General features: G+C 69.0%; 17 protein-coding genes. 12 read left to right on the top strand and 5 right to left on the bottom strand.

What is annotated here, in order from left to right:
• Positions 1–101 precede the first annotated feature (101 nt).
• The 3 genes from OHA10_RS33985 to OHA10_RS33975 all read left to right on the top strand — a co-directional run bounded on the left by OHA10_RS33985 (position 102) and on the right by OHA10_RS33975 (position 1,671).
• The gene (locus OHA10_RS33985; protein WP_371402869.1) at positions 102–524 is read left to right on the top strand and encodes a MarR family winged helix-turn-helix transcriptional regulator; all 423 of its coding nucleotides are present in this window, start codon (positions 102–104) and stop codon (positions 522–524) included.
• Between the two features lie 102 nt (positions 525–626).
• Entirely contained in the window at positions 627–1,046 is a 420-nt protein-coding gene (locus OHA10_RS33980) for a DUF6069 family protein (protein WP_371402868.1), read from the top strand.
• Positions 1,047–1,233: 187 nt separating this feature from the next.
• Positions 1,234–1,671: a hypothetical protein gene (locus tag OHA10_RS33975; protein WP_371402867.1), complete on the top strand. Its 438-nt coding sequence runs from the start codon at positions 1,234–1,236 to the stop codon at positions 1,669–1,671.
• On the opposite strand, the gene OHA10_RS33970 is transcribed toward OHA10_RS33975, so the two are convergent.
• Complete coding sequence (locus OHA10_RS33970; protein ID WP_371402866.1) at positions 1,668–2,624, bottom strand: zinc-dependent alcohol dehydrogenase family protein; 957 nt, start codon at positions 2,622–2,624, stop codon at positions 1,668–1,670. The genes OHA10_RS33975 and OHA10_RS33970 overlap by 4 nt on opposite strands.
• Before the next feature lie 49 nt (positions 2,625–2,673).
• On the opposite strand from OHA10_RS33970, the gene OHA10_RS33965 reads away from it, so the two are divergent.
• A complete protein-coding gene (locus tag OHA10_RS33965; RefSeq protein ID WP_371402865.1) occupies positions 2,674–3,243 on the top strand; it encodes a TetR/AcrR family transcriptional regulator in 570 nt (189 codons plus the stop codon).
• Between the two features lie 38 nt (positions 3,244–3,281).
• Here the strand turns inward: OHA10_RS33965 and OHA10_RS33960 are convergent, their stop codons facing one another.
• A complete protein-coding gene (locus tag OHA10_RS33960; RefSeq protein WP_371402864.1) occupies positions 3,282–3,884 on the bottom strand; it encodes an RNA polymerase sigma factor in 603 nt (200 codons plus the stop codon).
• 343 nt (positions 3,885–4,227) lie between these two features.
• Here OHA10_RS33960 and OHA10_RS33955 point away from each other — a divergent pair, with 343 nt between their 5' ends.
• Positions 4,228–4,725, top strand: coding sequence for a DUF2505 domain-containing protein (locus OHA10_RS33955; RefSeq protein ID WP_371402863.1), 498 nt, complete (start codon positions 4,228–4,230; stop codon positions 4,723–4,725).
• A gap of 61 nt (positions 4,726–4,786) precedes the next feature.
• Here the strand turns inward: OHA10_RS33955 and OHA10_RS33950 are convergent, their stop codons facing one another.
• The 3 genes from OHA10_RS33950 to OHA10_RS33940 are packed head-to-tail and all read right to left on the bottom strand — an operon-like array spanning position 4,787 to position 8,041.
• The gene (locus OHA10_RS33950; RefSeq protein ID WP_371402862.1) at positions 4,787–6,370 is read right to left on the bottom strand and encodes a DUF4139 domain-containing protein; all 1,584 of its coding nucleotides are present in this window, start codon (positions 6,368–6,370) and stop codon (positions 4,787–4,789) included.
• A 27-nt stretch (positions 6,371–6,397) separates the two neighbouring features.
• Positions 6,398–7,231 carry a helix-turn-helix domain-containing protein gene (locus tag OHA10_RS33945; RefSeq protein ID WP_371402861.1) on the bottom strand — a complete coding sequence of 278 codons (834 nt, stop codon included), beginning with the start codon at positions 7,229–7,231 and terminating at the stop codon, positions 6,398–6,400.
• A gap of 9 nt (positions 7,232–7,240) precedes the next feature.
• Complete coding sequence (locus OHA10_RS33940) at positions 7,241–8,041, bottom strand: alpha/beta fold hydrolase (protein WP_371402860.1); 801 nt, start codon at positions 8,039–8,041, stop codon at positions 7,241–7,243.
• 82 nt (positions 8,042–8,123) lie between these two features.
• On the opposite strand from OHA10_RS33940, the gene OHA10_RS33935 reads away from it, so the two are divergent.
• From OHA10_RS33935 to OHA10_RS33905, 7 genes are all read left to right on the top strand, one after another.
• On the top strand, positions 8,124–8,630 hold the full coding sequence (locus OHA10_RS33935) for a hypothetical protein (protein ID WP_371402859.1): 507 nt from the start codon (positions 8,124–8,126) through the stop codon (positions 8,628–8,630).
• A 25-nt stretch (positions 8,631–8,655) separates the two neighbouring features.
• Positions 8,656–9,498, top strand: coding sequence for a c-type cytochrome (locus OHA10_RS33930; protein ID WP_371402858.1), 843 nt, complete (start codon positions 8,656–8,658; stop codon positions 9,496–9,498).
• Between the two features lie 126 nt (positions 9,499–9,624).
• Positions 9,625–12,246: a LuxR C-terminal-related transcriptional regulator gene (locus OHA10_RS33925; RefSeq protein ID WP_371402857.1), complete on the top strand. Its 2,622-nt coding sequence runs from the start codon at positions 9,625–9,627 to the stop codon at positions 12,244–12,246.
• Positions 12,247–12,266: 20 nt separating this feature from the next.
• Positions 12,267–13,193, top strand: a complete 927-nt coding sequence (locus tag OHA10_RS33920; RefSeq protein WP_371402856.1) for an RDD family protein — start codon at positions 12,267–12,269, stop codon at positions 13,191–13,193.
• A gap of 87 nt (positions 13,194–13,280) precedes the next feature.
• The gene (locus OHA10_RS33915; RefSeq protein ID WP_371402855.1) at positions 13,281–13,763 is read left to right on the top strand and encodes a DUF1269 domain-containing protein; all 483 of its coding nucleotides are present in this window, start codon (positions 13,281–13,283) and stop codon (positions 13,761–13,763) included.
• A gap of 24 nt (positions 13,764–13,787) precedes the next feature.
• Positions 13,788–15,302 (top strand): leucyl aminopeptidase, encoded by a 1,515-nt coding sequence (locus OHA10_RS33910; protein ID WP_371402854.1) that lies wholly within the window; start codon positions 13,788–13,790, stop codon positions 15,300–15,302.
• Positions 15,299–16,969, top strand: a complete 1,671-nt coding sequence (locus OHA10_RS33905) for an AbgT family transporter (protein WP_371402853.1) — start codon at positions 15,299–15,301, stop codon at positions 16,967–16,969. The genes OHA10_RS33910 and OHA10_RS33905 overlap by 4 nt, the downstream gene beginning before the upstream one ends.
• Positions 16,970–16,974: the final 5 nt, after the last annotated feature.

Genomic DNA, 16,974 nt, shown 5'->3' with positions numbered 1-16,974 from the left:
GATTCCGGGCACCGCCGAAAAGTTCACGGCCGTGTTGCAGGAAAATCCCGGCGGCCGGCCGGACTATGGTTGGGGTCGACCGGGGGGACGGAAGGGGCGGCATGGCGGCGAAGGGACTGGCGGCAGGTCCGGCGTTGATCCGGGCGGCCACCGCCGTGACCGAGCACTACGAACGGATCAGTGCGGACCTCGGCCTGACCATGCAACAGGCCCGGCTGCTGTTCATCCTGCACCGCCGACCGACCAACATGCTCGGGCTGGGGTCGGCGCTCCGGCTCACCAAGTCGACGATGACCGGTGTCGTCGCCCGGATGGAGGCGGCCGGGCTGGTCGAGCGCGTCCCGGATGCGGCCGACCGACGGAACTTCGTGGTCACGCCGACCGCGCACGGCGTCGAGGTCGCCGAGGAGTTCGAGCGGCAGTTGCGCACCGAGGTACGGCGGATGCTGCAGGTGCTCGACCCGTCGGAGCGCGACACCCTCGGCGTACTGCTGACCGCGGTGATCGCCGGCCAGGAGAGCTAACAGTACGAGTTTCGGACTGTTTTGCCGGAATCCCTGGCGCTGGGGGAGTGCTGTCGGCTAGCGTCATTGGTACGAGATTCGTACCGTTTGCGGAGGTGTCCGATGACGTCGATCGATCTGCGGCAACCGGTGGCTGTCCATCGCCGGCAGCTGACCCTGCTCCTGCTCGCCGCGGTCGTCGCGGTCACGCTGAACTACCTCGTCGCGCGGGGTGCGGTCGCCCTCGGTGCGGACGAATCGTTCCGCCCGTTGACGCTGCCGATCTTCGCCCCGTTCACGCTGATCGGGATCGTGGTCGGCTTCGCCGGGTGGCGGGCCGTCGTACGACGATCCGCGCGGCCCGGCGCCGTACTCCGGGTGCTGGTCCCGGTGGTGCTCGTGCTCTCGATGATCCCGGACTTGTTGCTGCTGGCAACCGGGTTCATCCCGCACACGTCGGGGATCGCGGTCGCCGGTCTGATGCTGATGCACGTCGTCGTCACGGCCGTCGCCGTGCCCGCCTACCGGCTGTCAAGAGGTTGAAGGCTGTCTGGTTGAGCGCGATATCGAAGTGACCCTGTGACATACACGACTCGGCCTGCGTTCGCTGGTGGTTCAACGAGGCGTGTGAAAGATGCCGTATGGCCGGGCTACCTGGTAGACACAAGACTCGGCACGGGCGGCGGACAGGGAAACGGCTTCGATGGTGATGGCATGGCGGTTCGGCGCCGTGAGCGTTGATGCCGTCATGGCCGTGATCCGTGACCCGTCCACGTTCGCGGACTGGATGGTCGCCGTACCGTCCGCGCTCCGTGCCGGACCGAGCTGGCCGGAGACCGGGTGCGTGGTGCAGCGCGACACCGGCAAGGAGATGCGCGGGCGGCACATGCAGAACCGCGGGCTGATCGTCGCGATCGTCGATCGCTGGCGGCCCGACCGGGAGTTGGTCGTCCGGCTGCGCAGCGGGCTGGGTGGCTGGGTCCAGATCGCGGTCCGAGTCCAGCCGCGGCCCGGCGGCTCGCTGATCGAGGTGAGCGCAGAGCCGGTGACGGCCTCGGCGCGTCTCCGGTACGCCGGCGCCGGGCGCAACGCCGCCGAACAACGCTGCGCCCTCGTCGCCGAACGCCTGATCGCCCTCGCAACCCCAGAACCTGTCGACGACTTCTAGGGGATCAACACGATCCGCCCGAACACCTCGCCGGCATCGATCTTCCGATGAGCCGGCACGACGTCGTCCAGCGGCAGCTGCTCATGCACAACCGTCGGCAGGTCGCCACGAGCGGCGGCGGCGAACTGTTGGGCTCTGACGGTACGCCGCCGCTCGGACGGCACGGTGTCGGCACTGAAGGTCGAGAACGTCAGCGAATTCCGGAACGCTGCCATCAACGTCGTACCGAAGTCGGCGGGTGGTTGGCCGCCGACGACGCCGACGAGCACGAGCCGGCCGTTCGGCTTGAGCTTGCCGAGGAACTTCGGCAGGTCCGGACCGCCGACGATGTCGATGATGACGTCGTACGCCGGGGGAGCGTCGCCCGCACCGGACCGGTCCAGCACGTGGGTCGCACCGAGCTTGCGCAGCTGTTCGCCGCGCTCGGCGGACGAGGTGGTGACCGCTACTGCCGATGCGCCACGGCTGGCTGCGAGCTGCACGGTCAGGATGCCGATGCTGCCCGCGGCGCCGCGCACCAGGACGGACTCGCCGGGCTCGAAATGAGCGTGTGCCAAGGCGAAATGAGCTACGACGCCCGAACTGCCGAGCGTCACCGCGTCGACGGCGGAGAGCGCGTCGGGCAGCGGTACGACGTCGTCGATCGCGGCTGTTGCGTGCTCGGCGTACGCGCCGCCGAGGCCGGTGAAGGCCCATACGCGCCGACCGATCCAGGAACCGTCGACGTCGTGGCCGACGGCCGCCACCGTGCCCGCGACCTCGGAGCCGGGGACCAGTCCTTCGGCGAATCCCCAGGCGGCGAGGCTCCCGTTGCGGATCAGCGCGTCGACTCCGCCGACGCCGATCGCTTCGACGGCGATCAGCAGCTCTGTAGGTCCGGGGGTGGGCTTGGGCAGGTCGACGACGCTCAGTCCGTTCGGGTCGCCGAACGCCTTTATGATTGCGGCTCTCACAGGCTTAGGCTAAGCGGACGCTGCCGTCCGTTTAGCTGGAGTGAGAGTGATGACCGAGCAGATGCCTCAGAAGCTGCGCGCCGACGCGGAGGACAATCGCGATCGGATTCTCTCGTCGGCGCGGACGCTGTTCGCAAGTGAAGGGCTGACGGTCCCGATGCGGGCGATTGCACGGCATGCCGGGGTCGGGCCGGCGACGTTGTACCGCCGCTTTCCGACGAAGCAGGTGCTGGCGACGGAGGCGTTCGCCGAGCAGACGCGTGCGTGTCAGGCGATTGTGGACGAAGGCCTGGCGGCGGCGGATCCGTGGCAGGGGTTCTGTTGGGTGATCGAGCGGATCTGCGAGCTGCATCTGCAGAACCGTGGATTCACCGATGCGTTCCTCGCGACATACCCGGACGCGCTCGACGTCGCCGAGAGCCGGGAACTGACGCTGAGGTCCGTCGCCACGCTGGCGCGGCGCGCGAAGGCGAACGGCCGGCTACGCCGCGACTTCGAGCTGGGCGATCTGATGATCATGCTGACCGCACATCGCGGCCTGCACGTATCAGACCCAACCACCCGCACCACGGCCTCCCGCCGCTTCGCAACCCTTGTAGTACAAGCGTTCGCCGCCTGACGCGGCCGCCCCGGCGCGTTGGTCAATAGGTGCTGTTGTCAACGGTCCTTGACGACCTGGCGGAGGCGGTTGGTGGCGCGGAACTGGAGTTGTTTGACGGCGCCGTCGGTGCGGTCCATGGCGGCTGCGGTCTCGCTGATCGACAGGCCGGCGAAGAAGCGGAGTACCAGGCATTCGCGTTGGTCGTCGGGTAGGCGGGTGAGGGCGTCGCGGACGGTGGCCGTGCTCACGGACTGCAGCGCGGCCTGCTCGGGCCCGACGGACTCGTCGATCTGCGGATCGACCTCGTCGGTGACGATCGCCAGTCGGCTCCAGCCGGAGCGGTGGTGGTCGATCACGACGTTCCGGGCGATGGTGACGAGCCAGGCCGCGAAGTTCAGGTGCGCGCGTGGCCGGCGGGCGATCGCGCGGAACGCCCGCAGGAACGTCTCGCTGGTCAGGTCCTCGGCCGCGCTGCGGGACGAGGTCTTGCTGTAGGTGTAGCGGTAGATGGACGGCAGGTACCGATCGTAGAGCTGCCCGAAGGCGGCCCCGTCACCCGCTTGCGCGAGCCGGATCAGTTCGTCCTCGTCGTCGGAATCGTCGGTGTATCTGTGGTCGGCGACCCTGTAGGCGGCCGTGTTTGCACCTGCGATGGCCATGCGCTTCCCAAGCCCCGTTCTCAGTCAGCTACGCGGTGAACATCACGAAAAGGTTACCGAAAGTCGCGCACGGTGTCACTCCCTTTCCGTCGCGTCACGAAAACAGGCCGGAGGAACACCTCGAGGATCGCTGAACATCGGTCCCGATCCCGAACCGCGCTCGACAGCGAACTGCGCCGGCATGACAGTCTGCTCGAGCCGACGAGCATGAGCCGGCTCGCCGCCGAGCTCATTGACCTGTTTGCCTGACTGTTGCCCCAAGCAACCTTCCTGGGGGCTACGTGATGGTCGCACAGGAATCGGCCAAGCTGCGGATGCGCCTCACCTTGTGATTCAGTGCACTATGCACTTGACGCTCGCCACGTCGTACGACGCCTCTCCGGAGGAGGTGTTCGCGATGATCACCGACATCACGTTCCAGGAGCAGGTGTTCGAGCGGCTGCGGGTGCCGTCGTACGACGTCGTGGTGGGGGATGCCGGTGACGACCTGAGGGTGCGGTGTCACTGGCAGACGCAGGCGGCCGACGTCCCGGTGGTTGCCCGGCGGTTCGTCGGGAGCACGTTGGAGCTGGCGCAGGTGAAGGTGTGGCACCGCCCCGATGTCGACGGCGCGCGCGAGGCGGATGTCGACGGCGAGGTCACCGGCGTACCGGTGAAGGTGACCGGCACGACCCGCATCGTGCCGGCCGGGCGGGGGACCTCGCAGGCGTTCGACCTGCAGGTGACGGCCTCGGTGCCGATGGTCGGCAAAGGTATCGAGCAGGTCGTGGGTGAGGCCGTGCGGATCCGGTTGGAGAAGAAGTTCGAAGTCGCGCGGGCGTGGCTGTCAGGATCGCTGTGAGCTCACGCGAAGGCTGAGCGGCCCGCTCGCGCGTCGCGACATCGTACGACCGTCCGAGCGATTACTCGCGCCAGCCGGTGAGGTCGACGGACTTGCCGGTGTCGACGCGGAAGGCGAGTTTGATCGTGGTTTCCTTGCCGGCGGCCAGGTCGAGTTTCCAGGTGATCACGCCGAGGTCGGTGGTCTCGGCCGGGTCGGGTTCGGCGCTGAGCGGCTTGACGGTGATCTCGTGGTCGCGTGCCACCGGCAACTGGTCGAGGACCGTGATGCGGGCGTTGCGCGGCGTGTGGTTCTCGATCTTGGTCTCGTACTCGACCTGGCGGCGGCGCGTCGATCCGAGGGTCGCCTTGCTCGCTTCCCGGCGTACCAGCTTGCGCTCGACGCGGATGCGGTCGTCCAGCCCGAGCGCGAGCTCGACGTCCTCACCAGGCGCCCACAGGGGCAGCGCGGCCGACCCGACGAACTCGGCCTCGTGGAAGACGGAAGCCTTGCCGGCTGGCAGCGTGTGCGCGGACGAGTTCACCACGGTGGCGCGCAGATGTACGTCGGTCGATCGCACCGGCGCGGTGATGTAGTCCAGCTCGGCGTCGAGGTCGATCGAGGAGATCGTCGCGCGATGCGTGGCTCCGTCTGCGGGTACGGCGACGGGCCGGGGCGGGGTGTAGCTGGCGGCGGTCATGCCCTGCTCGACCGTTGCCTCGACGGCCTCGAACGCTGCCTGCTCCTGGATCAAGCCCGCGGACGCCCTTCGGGACTGGAGGTGCTCTCGCCCGCCCGCCACTTGCATTCCGAGTGGGACGGCCGCGCCGGGCGCCGCCATCGGCATCGGCGGGTGGAAGCGGTCCAGGTACCACGGGTCGAGCTCGGGAACCTTCGCGGTGACGGTCGGCCGCGCCGTCGACAGGGTCAGGTCGCACTCCGGCCAGTCCTCGTCGCTGTGCTGGGTGATCAGGCCGTACCAGTTCAGCGTGAGGCGGTCGCCGGTCAGACGGACGTCGTACGAGCTGGTCCAGTTGGCCGCGGGGACGACGTACGAGAGCTCGATCTCCACCTCGGCCTCGGTCTCCAAAGCGAGTGCGATCGCAGCCGCACGCCGGTCGGGCGTGCGCTGCTGCACGATCGCGGCCAGCCGACGGTCCGCGGCAGCAAGCCGCTTCTCGGCCTCGCGACGCTGCGCGGCGAGCTCGCGACGAGTCGCCCGTACGGCGGACAACCGGTCGGTGAGCGAGTCGGTGAATCCGCCGAGCTCGGCGCCCGCCTCGCCGGATGCCAGTGTGCGCGCGAAGCTGTTGCCGGCGCGGCGGGCCAACTGCGCGAGGAACGTGTCGAGCTGCGCCTGCACGTCGTCGGCGTCGACGAGTTGCGTCACCTCTTCCTGCGCATCGAGCCGTGCCTGCTCCAGGGCCGCGACGGTCTCGTCCGGGGCTTGGGGATGGTGTTGTGTCGCGACGTCCACGCCGAGGACGGTCGCGGGTCCACGGCCGGCGACGCGGACCGAGTCCTCTTCCAGGGACAGCGGCAGCGGCTCGACGTACACGGTCTGGTCCCCGGCGGGCACAGTGATCTGTCCGCGCCGGGTCACTCGTGCGCGACCCGGATAGACAGTGACAGCAACGATCGGCGCATCCACCACGAGTTGGTCCATGCCTCCGACAGTAGCCGCCGGACGGGACTACATCCCTGGTCTCACGGGCCAGGCGACGTCGTCGATCGCCAGCCATGGAGCGGCGGCGACGACGGCGGGCGTCGTACCGGCGAATGCGCTGACCTCGCGGTGGAGATGCGATTGGTCGACGTACCCGCTCTCGGCAGCGACACGGGCGACCGGATGTCCTGCCGAGAGGAGGTGGGCGGCGTGGTCGAAGCGGACCAGTTGAGCGGCTCGCTTGGGGGTGATGCCGAGCTGGGACCGGAAGCGTGCCCAGAGGCGTTTGCGGCTCCAACCGACCTCGCTCGCCAGGCCGTCGACGCGTAGGCAGCCGCGACCGGCGAGAGTTCGCTGCCAGATGTGTGCGACTTCCGCGTCGACCGACGCATCCAGCCGACGGCCGAGGACTTCCACCACGATCGCGAATCTCTCGTCCCACGATGCGGCAGCACGCAACCTGTCCTCGAAACGCTCGGCTCCCCGGCCCCACACGTCCGCCAACGACGCGACCGTCCCGGTGAGCTCGGCCGAGGCCCCGAAGGCGCGAGCTGCCGCGACCGGCGACAGCCGCACCTGAAGGCATTCGCCCAGCGTCCCGGCCGCGTGTACCTCGCCGGGGAGCAGCCCGACGAAGGCGCTGCCCCGCTCGCTCCGGCCGTGCGCGCCGTAGACGATGCCCTCGTCCTCGCTCAGATCGACGATCAGCGTGACCGACGGGTGCGCCACCATCGCAATATCCACGAACGCCGGCGCACGGTGCCGGAACCCGGCCATGCTCACCCCGGGCAGTTCGAGCGGAGAGCGCGGTACGGCGATCTCCACCTGTGCCCAGTCCGGCGGCGCTGGAGTCAAGCGCATGTATCGATGCTAGGCCGTGAACTGCAGAACGAGCTGTGCGCTGGGTTCAGGAGCTTCGAGCGGGGTCACGTGCCCGATCCCGGGCAGCAGCTCGATCCGCGCGCCGCGCACGACGGCGTACTCGTTGGCCGACGCCGGATCCCAGCGCGGGTCGGCGCCACCGAAGACGACCAGCAGCGGTACGTCGAGCTCGGCGAGCCGATCGGGGACGCTGCGCTCGGTGATGTATTCGCCGTTGCAGCGCAGTACGGCGACGAAGTCGCGGTACGGCAGGCCCCGAAGGTCGGCGATCAGCTCGTCCGGGAGATCAACGTCGGCAGCGCAGGTGGCGCGGATGCCCTTGCGGATCAGCTTGTCCGAGCGCAACGCCCAGGTGAGCCGACCGAGCGGTGGCCCGGACAGCGCGCGAATGATTGCCGGTTGCGGTAGGAGCGCTTCGAGCCTCGGACCGGTGCTGAGCAGGACCATCGCCTTCACCAGTTCGGGGCGTTGCTCCGCGAGCGAGGTTGCGACGTACCCACCGCTCGAGTGCCCGACGACGGTCAGCGGCCCGAGGTCGAGCGAGTCGATCATCGCCGCCACCCGCGCCGCCTGGGCAGGGATCTCGTACGACGTCACCGGAGCCGAACGGCCCAAGCCGGGCAGGTCGATCGTCACGACATGGTGGCGCTCGGCAAGGGCCGGAACCATCGGCGCCCAGCAGGCGCCGGACGCACCGGAGCCGTGGATCAGCAGCAGCGGAGCCGCTTGCCGCGAGCCACCGTGGACGACGTGCACCCCGTGGGAGTGCTTGACGGAGTTCTCACTCATGTCGATGACAATGCGCGTTCGGCGGCTTGTCGGTCTTGTACAAATGTCCGTACTCTGCGAGAAGCGGCTAAGGAGAAACCACATGAACCAAGGCTTGCTGAACTCGTTGACCGATGCCGAGCGGATGCTCGTCGCCGAGACCGAGCGCGACGCGTTGAAGGGTCTCGACGAAGACGAGCTGCTGGACCTGCACCAGCGCATCCGGCGCGCACGCACGAAGTACGTGAAGAACTACCGGCGTGCGGCGAGTGCCGCGGTGGCCGGCGTCGGCGGTCGCGGGATGTCGTATCCGCGCAACCAGCGGGACCGCGACAAGGCCGAGTTGTTCGAGTCGGTGCTGGCGAAGGTCAGTCGTGAAGTCGCCGTCGTCGCCAACCGTGCCTCGATGCAGCTGCGGGCCGAGCGGCTCGAGGCCGCGCGGGCGGCCAAGGCCCCGTCACCGGCACCGGCCATGGCTGCGACCGATGGGGCCAAGTCCGAAGCGGTCAGCAGGCCGCGGACGGCGAAGAAGACCACCGGCGGACTCAAGAAGGACGCGTCGACGCGGGCGATGGGTGCCCGCCGGCAGGCAAAGCGCGACTCTCGCTGAAGCTCACCCGAATCGGGGGATCACAATGCCCGTGCAACCACGGTCTGCTGGTGCGGTGCGTCGACGGAGGTTCGCGAAGACACTGGTGATCGGCGCTGCGCTGGTCACCGTCGGTCTCGCGTACACGGTGCTGGTGCCGCGCAGCGCGACGGGTGCGGACGGTCCCCAGTCCGACCAGATCGAGGCGGGGCGGAAGCTGTTCGCGGTCGGCTGTTCCAGCTGCCACGGGCTGCATGCCGAGGGCGGCACGGACGGTACCGGCCGGATTGCCGGGCCTTCGCTGATCGGCGTCGGTGCGGCCGCGGTCGACTTCCAGGTCAGCACCGGCCGGATGCCCGCCACCCAGACCAAGGCGCAGATCCCGCAGAAGCCGCCCGTCTACACCGACGAGGAGATCGCCCAGCTGGCGGCGTACGTCGCCTCGCTCGCCCCCGGGCCGGCGATCCCGTCGTCCGACGAGTACGACGTGAGCAAGGTGACGCAGGCCGACATCGTCCGCGGCGGCGAGCTGTTCCGGACCAACTGCACCGCATGCCACAACTTCGCCGGCCGCGGCGGAGCGCTCCCGGACGGTCGTTACGCGCCGTCCCTGATGGGGACGACACCGCGCAACATCTACCAGGCGATGCTCACCGGCCCGCAGGAGATGCCGGTCTTCTCCGACCACGTCCTGCTCCCCGAGGACAAACGCGCGATCATCGCCTACGTCGTCGCCCTGCAGCAGGCGAAGGATCCGGGCGGACTCGGCCTGGGGCGGCTCGGACCGGTCTCCGAAGGGCTGTGGGGCTGGTTCGTCGGTATCGGTCTGCTGGTCGTGGTCGCGGTCTGGATCGGGGCCAAGGTGCCGAGGATCCGCCGCCGCGACTGACCGAGGCTCGTCAACCCCTGCCGCAATCGGCACGAACCGGTTAGTCTCGATTTTCGAGGCACGTACGAGGAGCTGGGGACCAAGGATTCGGACAGAGCACGCCCGCCCAGGGGAGGGGTGACGCGCGTGACGAGCCCGGGGCTCGATCGAGAGCGCGATGCATTCCGGCGGTCGGCGGACGGGAAGACTCCGCGCCCGCCGCTCACGCTGGTGACCCGCGAGCGGCTGCACTCCGCGCTCGATCTCGGTGTCGGTTCACCGTTGACGATGGTGATCGCACCGGCGGGTACCGGTAAGACGGTCCTGCTGTCGGACTGGGTCACCCGCCGAAGACGCGCGGGGGAGCCGGTGGTGTGGGTGCCCGGGCAGGCTCCCGGCTCGTTGCAGGGTTTCCTCGAGCGGGTGGACGGCGCCGAGGGTTCGGAGCTGCTGGACCCGATCGTCGTCGACGACGCTCACTTGTTGCCGGCGTCAACGGTCGCCGCGCTGGCCCGGGTTCTGCAGGAGGCGCCGCACGCGCTGCGGTTGTTGCTCGCCACCCGGTACGACCTGCCGCTGCCGATCTCCGAGCTCGAGGTCAGGGGGATGGCGCTGACGTTGCGCTCGCGGGACCTGCGCTTCAACGACGCCGAGGCGACCGAGCTCGTCCAGGCGCATGCCGGGAACGCGACCGCGGACGACATCTGTCTGGTCCAGGAGAAGACGGCCGGCTGGGCGGCGGCGCTCGTTCTGGCCGCCCGGACGTTGCAGGCCTCCGGTGACGTGGTGTGGCCGCTCGCGAACCAGCGGCCGGTGCTGGACCTGCTGCTCGGCGAGACGCTGAACACCCTCGACCAGCGGGTCCTGGCGATGCTGCTGAGCACCTTCGCGGCCACTTCGTTGACGGGGCAACTAGCCGTCGTGCTCAGCGGCGACAACGAGGCCGGCTCGATGCTCGAGGATCTCGCCGGCAGCGGTCTCCTGGTCACGGCCTACGCCGACGAGGCAGGCGGTGACCGGGCGAGCAACCCGCTCTACCGTTATCACCCGCTGCTCGTCGAGTTGCTTCGACGGCGGATCGCCACCAGCGCCGAGGACCGGCAGCTCGTCGTCACGGCGCACCACCGCTCCGCCCTGTACTACGAGAGCCACGGCGCCAGTGAGGCGGCGTTACGCAGCGCGCTGGACGCCGACGACGTCGAGCTGGTCGAGCGGATCCTGTTCGGCCACGGGCCCGCGCTCCTGGCCGCGGGTGAGGCCGAGCTGGTCGAGGCAGCCTTCGACGCGCTCCCCGCGGGGTACGTCGAGCAGCATCCGCAGCTGTTCGGGGTCCGGGGACTGCTGCGTCGGATCACCGGGGACGTGGCGGGCGCGGTCCAGGATGCGGCGTCGGCCGATGAGATGGCGACCGAATCGGCTCCGGAGGCGCTGGCGGACGTCGTACTGCTGCGCCTGTGGGAGTCCCGGTACGGCTGGCATGACGTGCATGCGGCGATCGAGCGAGCCAGGTCGCTGTTGACGCGCGCAGTGCTCGGCCCGGAGCGGTTGGCGTGGTTGCTGATCGAGCTTGCGGCGGCGGAGACCTGGGCGGACGAGCTGGACGCGGCGCTCAGCCATCTGGACGAGGCACTCGTGACCGCGCGGATGGCGGGGCATCACCAGCTGATCGCGGGCGGACTTGCGCATCGTGCAGTCGTGCAGCATGTCCGGGGCCAGGTCCAGAACGCGGCCCAGTCGGCGCAGGCGGCCGTCGACGCCGGGGGAGAGCGCGGCCTTCCCCAGGAGTACGCCGTACGGGCGCAGGTCGTGCTGGGATTCGCGGCGGTCAGTGAGCTCGAGGTGGACGCCGCATGTCAGTACCTGCAACAGGTCACGGATGCCGATGTGGCCGAATCCGACACCGTGGTCGCGGGTCTGCGCGCGATGTTGCGAACGGTGCTCCTGGTTGAGCGGGGTCGCCTCGGCGAGGCGCTGACCGAGCTCACCAGCGATCCGGTCGCGGCCGGTCCGCTGCCGTCGTACCTCTCGCGGGATCTGGCGTTGCTGCGGTCCTGGCTGGCGACCTTGCTGGGCGACAAGACCACGGTCGACGCGCAGCTCGCGGTGCTGGAGCGCACCGGCAACGCGACCGAGGCCGAGCTGATCCGGGCGATGACGTCGATGCTCCAGGAGGACGTTCCGACCGCATTGAAGCTGATCGACGCCGGCCTCGAACGCCCCGACATCTACCCGCCGCTGGCCTCGGCCGCCGCATCGTTCCGGGCCGTACTGCTGGACCGCACCGGCGACGATCCGGCCGCTGAAGCCGCGCTGGTCGACACTCTGAACCGCGTCACGCCGCAGCGGATGTTGCACGTACTGACCCCGGCCGGCGACGAGCCCGCGTTCCTGGACCGCCTCCGCAGACACGTCACCGGCCCGAATCCACACCCGTTCGCGGCGGCCGCGCTCGAGAAGCTGTCCGACTACCAGGCCGGATGGAGCCAGGCCGGCGGGATGACCCCGCTGGGACGGACCAGGCCGGACGCGAACACCCCGCCGCCACGCCGCCTCGACGCGGTGGTGAACGGCGCCCGGATCCGCCTGACCGCCCGCGAGGCCGAAGTACTCGACCAGCTCGCGCTCGGCAGCTCGTACGCCGAAGTCGCCCAGGCACTGTTCATCACCGAGAACACGGTCAAGACCCACCTGATCTCGCTCTACCGCAAGCTCGGTGTGGACAAGCGGTCCGCGGCGCTGCGGACCGCCCGTACCGTCGGGCTGTTGTAGCCGTGGATCATCCGGAGCGGGTGAATGGCCGTCCCGGCGGAGTGCTGGGACGGTTCGCCGGCAAGGTCACCGGCCGGGTCATCGAAACCGTTCAGCCGGACGTGGTGCTGTCGCACGTCGACCTGGACGCCCTTCTCGACCGCATCGACATCAACCGGGTCCTGGACCGCGTCGACCTCGACGCGCTGATCGACCGGATCGATGTCGAACGACTGATGGACCGGGTCGACGTCGAACGCTTGCTCGACCGCGTCGACCTGGACCGCCTGCTCGAGCGGGTCGACATCGAGGCCCTGGTACGGCGGTCCGGTGTGCCTCAGATCGTGGTCGAGAGCCAGACCCGGCTGGCCGGCTCGCTGCTCGACCTGGTTCGCCGGCAACTCGCCGGCCTGGACGCCCTCCTCAACCGCGGTGTCGCCCGCTTGCTGCGCAGACAAGTCGCGCCACGATCCCGAACAGTCACCGGCGAGTACGCCGGTGCCGTGAGTCGCGCGATCGCGACCGCGCTCGACATCGCGATCATCGCGACGACGTTCACGATCGGACTGGCCGGCGCGAACCTGCTGACCACGTCGTTCTGGGGCGTCGAAGTACGACGGGCGCTCCCGGCAACGATCGCGCTGGCGGTCCTCGCGTTCTGCTACGCGTTCGGGTTCCTCGCGGTGGCCGGCCGGATGCCCGGTCAGGGCATCATCGGCCTCCGGGTCGTCCGCGCCGGCGGCGGCACGATCCGTCCGGGGCAGGCCCTGCGCTGGGTCCTCGGGTTCCCGCTCAGCGTCGTCCTGTTCGGTCTGGGCTTCGTCCCGATCGTGTTCGCCCGCGAGCATCGTGCGCTGCACGACCTGATCGCGGGCACTGCCATCGTCTACGACTGGGGCGAGCGACCCGCCGAGCTGCCCGGGCCGCTGTCCGCGTTCCTCGCTCGGCACGACGGGGATTCACCCTAATCGGAGGAGGCCGGCGGCGAGCCCGGTTGATGGGATGAGGCAGTCCAGCGCGGCACCGGAACGCGCGCCTGCCATCGAGGAGCTCGCATGACCCATCTGGTGGTTCTCGGTCTCGACAGTCGTGAGGACGCCGAGCGCGTCATCGCGCTGACCGATGATCTGGCGAAACAGCAACTGCTGCAGCGAGAGGACGCGGCCTACGCCTACAAGGACGCCAAGGGGAAGGTCCGCATCCACCAGTCCATCAACCTGACCGGCGCCGGCGCCGCCAGCGGCGCCCTCTGGGGAACGCTGATCGGTCTCATCTTCCTGAACCCGCTCGCCGGCTTCGCGGTCGGCGCGGCCTCCGGAGCGGTGGCCGGCAAGCTCACCGACGTCGGTATCAACGACGACCTGATCAAGCAGGTCGGCCAGGAGCTGCAGGACGGCCATGCCGCGGTCTTCCTGCTGGCCCGTTCGGCCACTGTCGATCGCGTCGTCGACGCACTCAAACCGTTCAGCCCGACGATCATCCAGACGAACCTGACGAAGGAGCGCGAGGAAGAGCTCGTCGAGGCGCTGCAAAGCTGATCCAGGTCCGGCCCAGGAGGTTTCGTGAACACGATCCCGCGCGACTTCGATCCGATTCCTTCGACCCGGTACCAGGTGCGGGTCGCCGTCGTTCCGCTCAAGCAGGCCGCGGACGAGGCGGACGCGCTCGCCGTACCGGTCGCTGCTGGTGTCGAACCCCCGGAGGAACTCGGCACCGACCTGGCCGGGCTGGAGTCCGCCGGGTTCACCGGCAAACGAGGGCAGACGCTCGTCCTCCCGCGGGCCGATGGTCCCGTCCGCGTAGCGGTCGGGATCGGCGACCGCGGCGAGACCGACGCCACGCTCGTCCGCGATCTGGCCGCGGAGTTCGCGCGGGCCGTTCCGTGGCACCGCAAGCTCGCGGTCGAGGTCGCTTCCGCGGACTTCGGGGTGTCCGTCGCCGACTTCGCGCAGGCCGTGACCGAAGGCGTGCTGCTCGCGCGCTGGCGGTACTTCGTCGGCCGCGACGCCGAGCAGCCCACGCTGGAATCACTGCTGATCGTTGCCTCCGACGACGACACCGCCGCGGCCGAGACCGGCGCCGAACGCGGCCGGATCGTCGCGCAGGCCTGCAGTCTCGGCCGGGACCTGGCGAACTGCCCGGCGACGACGCTGTCCGCCGTACGGATGGCCGAGGTCGCCGTCGAGGTCGGCGGAGCCTCCGGCCTGGAGGTCGAGATCTTCGACAAGGACCAGTTGATCGAGATGGGCTGCGGTGGGCTCCTGGGCGTCAACCGGGGCAGCGTCGAGCCGCCCCGGATGGTCCGGTTGCGTTACCAGCCGGCGGATCCGACCGGCCGGATCGCCTTGATCGGCAAGGGAATCATGTACGACTCGGGCGGCATCAGCCTCAAGCCGAGTGACGAGTCGCACGCGCAGATGAAGAACGACATGACCGGCGCGGCCGCCGTACTCGCATCGATGACGGCACTGCGCGACCTCGGCTGCACGGCGGCTGTGACCGGCTACCTGATGTGTACCGACAACATGCCGTCGGGGTCGGCGATGAAGCTCGGCGACGTACTGACGATGCGCAACGGCACGACGGTCGAGGTCCTCAACACCGACGCGGAAGGCCGTCTGGTGATGGCCGATGCGCTCGCGCTGGCGACCGAGGAACCCGTTGACGCCATCGTCGACATCGCGACGCTGACCGGCGCGTGCCTGCGGACGTTCGGTGTCGAGATCGCCGGTGTGATGGGCAACAACTCCGCCGTGGTCGAGCAACTGCGGCACGCGGGCGACGCGGTGGACGAGCCCGTGTGGGAGCTGCCGCTGCACCGGTCGTACCGCTCCCAGCTCGACTCGACGATCGCGGACCTGACGAACATGGGCGGGATCAACGCCGGCTCGATCACCGCCGGTCTGTTCCTCCAGGAGTTCGTCGACGGCAAACCCTGGGCCCACGTCGACATCGCCGGTACGGCGCAACTCCCGGCGCCGCGCACGTGGCGGAACAAGGGCGCGACCGGCTTCGGCACCAAACTGCTGATCGAGTTCGCGCTCAGGTTCGCCCGGCCGACGGACGGCGCCGCATGAACGCCAAGGCGGTCCCGGACGACAAGCCGGTCAAGAAGGGTGGGATGCAACGCGTCCTCGACGGCATCGAGCGGGTCGGCAACAAGGTCCCGCACCCGGCGCTGATCTTCCTGGCGCTGATCGTCATCGTCATCGTCCTGTCCCAGATCCTGTCCTGGGCCGGGACGAGCGTGACCACCGAGGTCGCCGAGCCGGCCACGGTCCAGGTCGCACCCGAGTACGAAGGCGGCTCCAGTGTCGCCGGCAACGACGCGCCACCCGCGCCGGCGATCCCGGACTACACGGTCAAGCACGAGACCATCACCGCCGAGAGCCTGCTGACCGGCGACGGTATCCGGTTCATCTTCACCACGGCCGTGCAGAACTTCAACGACTTCGGCGTGGTCGCGGTGATCCTGGTCGCGATGATCGGGGTCGGCGTGGCCGAGGAAGCGGGCCTGATCGCCGCGCTGATCCGGAAGATGGTGAAGGTCGCGCCCAAGGGGGCGATCACGTTCATCATCGTGCTGCTCGGCGGCATCTCGAGTGTCGCGTCGGATGCGGGCTATCTGGTCCTGATACCGCTCGGCGCGGCGGCGTTCGCGTCGCTCGGGCGACATCCGCTGGCCGGCATCGCGGCGGCGTACGCCGGTGTCAGCGCGGCGTTCTTCGTGAACGTGCTGATCACTCCGGCCGACGGCATCATCACCGAGGTCACCAACGAGACGATCAAACTGGTCTCGCCCGACACCCACCTGAACGTCACGCACAACTTCTACTTCAGCATCGCCGCGACGCTGTTCTGCGCCGCGGTGATGACGGTGATCACCGAGCGCATCCTCGAGCCGCGGCTCGGCAAGTACGACCCGTCCGAGGCCCCGTCCGACGCGCCGGTCGACCACAAGCCCAGCGAGGAGGAGATGAGGCTCGAGTCCCGCGGGCTGCGCTGGTCGGTCTACTACCTGCTCGTCGCGGTCGCGATCGTGTCGGCACTGACGTTCATCCCGAATGCCCCGCTGCGCAACCCGGACACCGGCGAGATCTTCGGGTCCTCGCCGTTCATGAGCAGCCTGCTCTTCATCATCTCGATGCTGTTCCTGGCCGCCGGCCTCGGCTACGGCAAGGGCGCGAAGTCGCTGACCGGCAGTACGAACGTGATCAACGCGATCGTGAAGACGTTCAACGGGCTCGGCGGACTGATCTTCCTGATGCTGCTGATCGCGCAGTTCATTGCCTACTTCAACTACACGAACATGTCGACGCTGGCCGCGACCGGGCTGGCCGATCTGCTCGAGCGTGCGGACATCGGGGCGTTGCCGTTGCTGATCGGCTTCATCCTGCTGGTCTTCGTCATCGACCTGATCATGCCCGGCGTGATCCCGAAGTGGGCGATTCTGGCGCCGATCTTCATCCCGCTGTTCTACCGGCTCGGCATCGCGCCGCAGACCGTGATCGCGGCGTACCGCGTCGGGGACGGTCCGGCGAACGTGATCACGCCACTGATGGTGTACCTGCCGTTCATCGTGCTCGTCTGCCAGCGGTACCGGAAGAAGGCCGGGATGGGCACGGTGGTGTCGATGATGCTGCCGTACACCGGGATCGTGCTGGTCGCGTGGACGCTGTTCTACATCGCTTGGTACCTGATCGGGATTCCCTGGGGTCCGTCCGCTCCGGTTCACCTCGGCTAGGGCCG

The organism is Kribbella sp. NBC_00662 (assembly GCF_041430295.1).
GTDB lineage: Bacteria > Actinomycetota > Actinomycetes > Propionibacteriales > Kribbellaceae > Kribbella.
This window is presented reverse-complemented; position numbering and strand designations above follow the sequence as displayed.

Excerpts from the sequence above, each read along its gene's own strand:
- OHA10_RS33980 (WP_371402868.1), top strand. The coding sequence starts at position 627 with ATGACGTCGATCGATCTGCGGCAACCGGTGGCTGTCCATCGCCGGCAG.
- OHA10_RS33945 (WP_371402861.1), bottom strand. The coding sequence starts at position 7,231 with ATGCGCTTGACTCCAGCGCCGCCGGACTGGGCACAGGTGGAGATCGCC.
- OHA10_RS33955 (WP_371402863.1), top strand. The coding sequence starts at position 4,228 with ATGCACTTGACGCTCGCCACGTCGTACGACGCCTCTCCGGAGGAGGTG.
- OHA10_RS33930 (WP_371402858.1), top strand. The coding sequence starts at position 8,656 with ATGCCCGTGCAACCACGGTCTGCTGGTGCGGTGCGTCGACGGAGGTTC.
- OHA10_RS33905 (WP_371402853.1), top strand. The coding sequence starts at position 15,299 with ATGAACGCCAAGGCGGTCCCGGACGACAAGCCGGTCAAGAAGGGTGGG.
- OHA10_RS33915 (WP_371402855.1), top strand. The coding sequence starts at position 13,281 with ATGACCCATCTGGTGGTTCTCGGTCTCGACAGTCGTGAGGACGCCGAG.
- OHA10_RS33950 (WP_371402862.1), bottom strand. The coding sequence starts at position 6,370 with ATGGACCAACTCGTGGTGGATGCGCCGATCGTTGCTGTCACTGTCTAT.
- OHA10_RS33940 (WP_371402860.1), bottom strand. The coding sequence starts at position 8,041 with ATGAGTGAGAACTCCGTCAAGCACTCCCACGGGGTGCACGTCGTCCAC.
- OHA10_RS33985 (WP_371402869.1), top strand. The coding sequence starts at position 102 with ATGGCGGCGAAGGGACTGGCGGCAGGTCCGGCGTTGATCCGGGCGGCC.
- OHA10_RS33935 (WP_371402859.1), top strand. The coding sequence starts at position 8,124 with ATGAACCAAGGCTTGCTGAACTCGTTGACCGATGCCGAGCGGATGCTC.
- OHA10_RS33965 (WP_371402865.1), top strand. The coding sequence starts at position 2,674 with ATGACCGAGCAGATGCCTCAGAAGCTGCGCGCCGACGCGGAGGACAAT.
- OHA10_RS33960 (WP_371402864.1), bottom strand. The coding sequence starts at position 3,884 with ATGGCCATCGCAGGTGCAAACACGGCCGCCTACAGGGTCGCCGACCAC.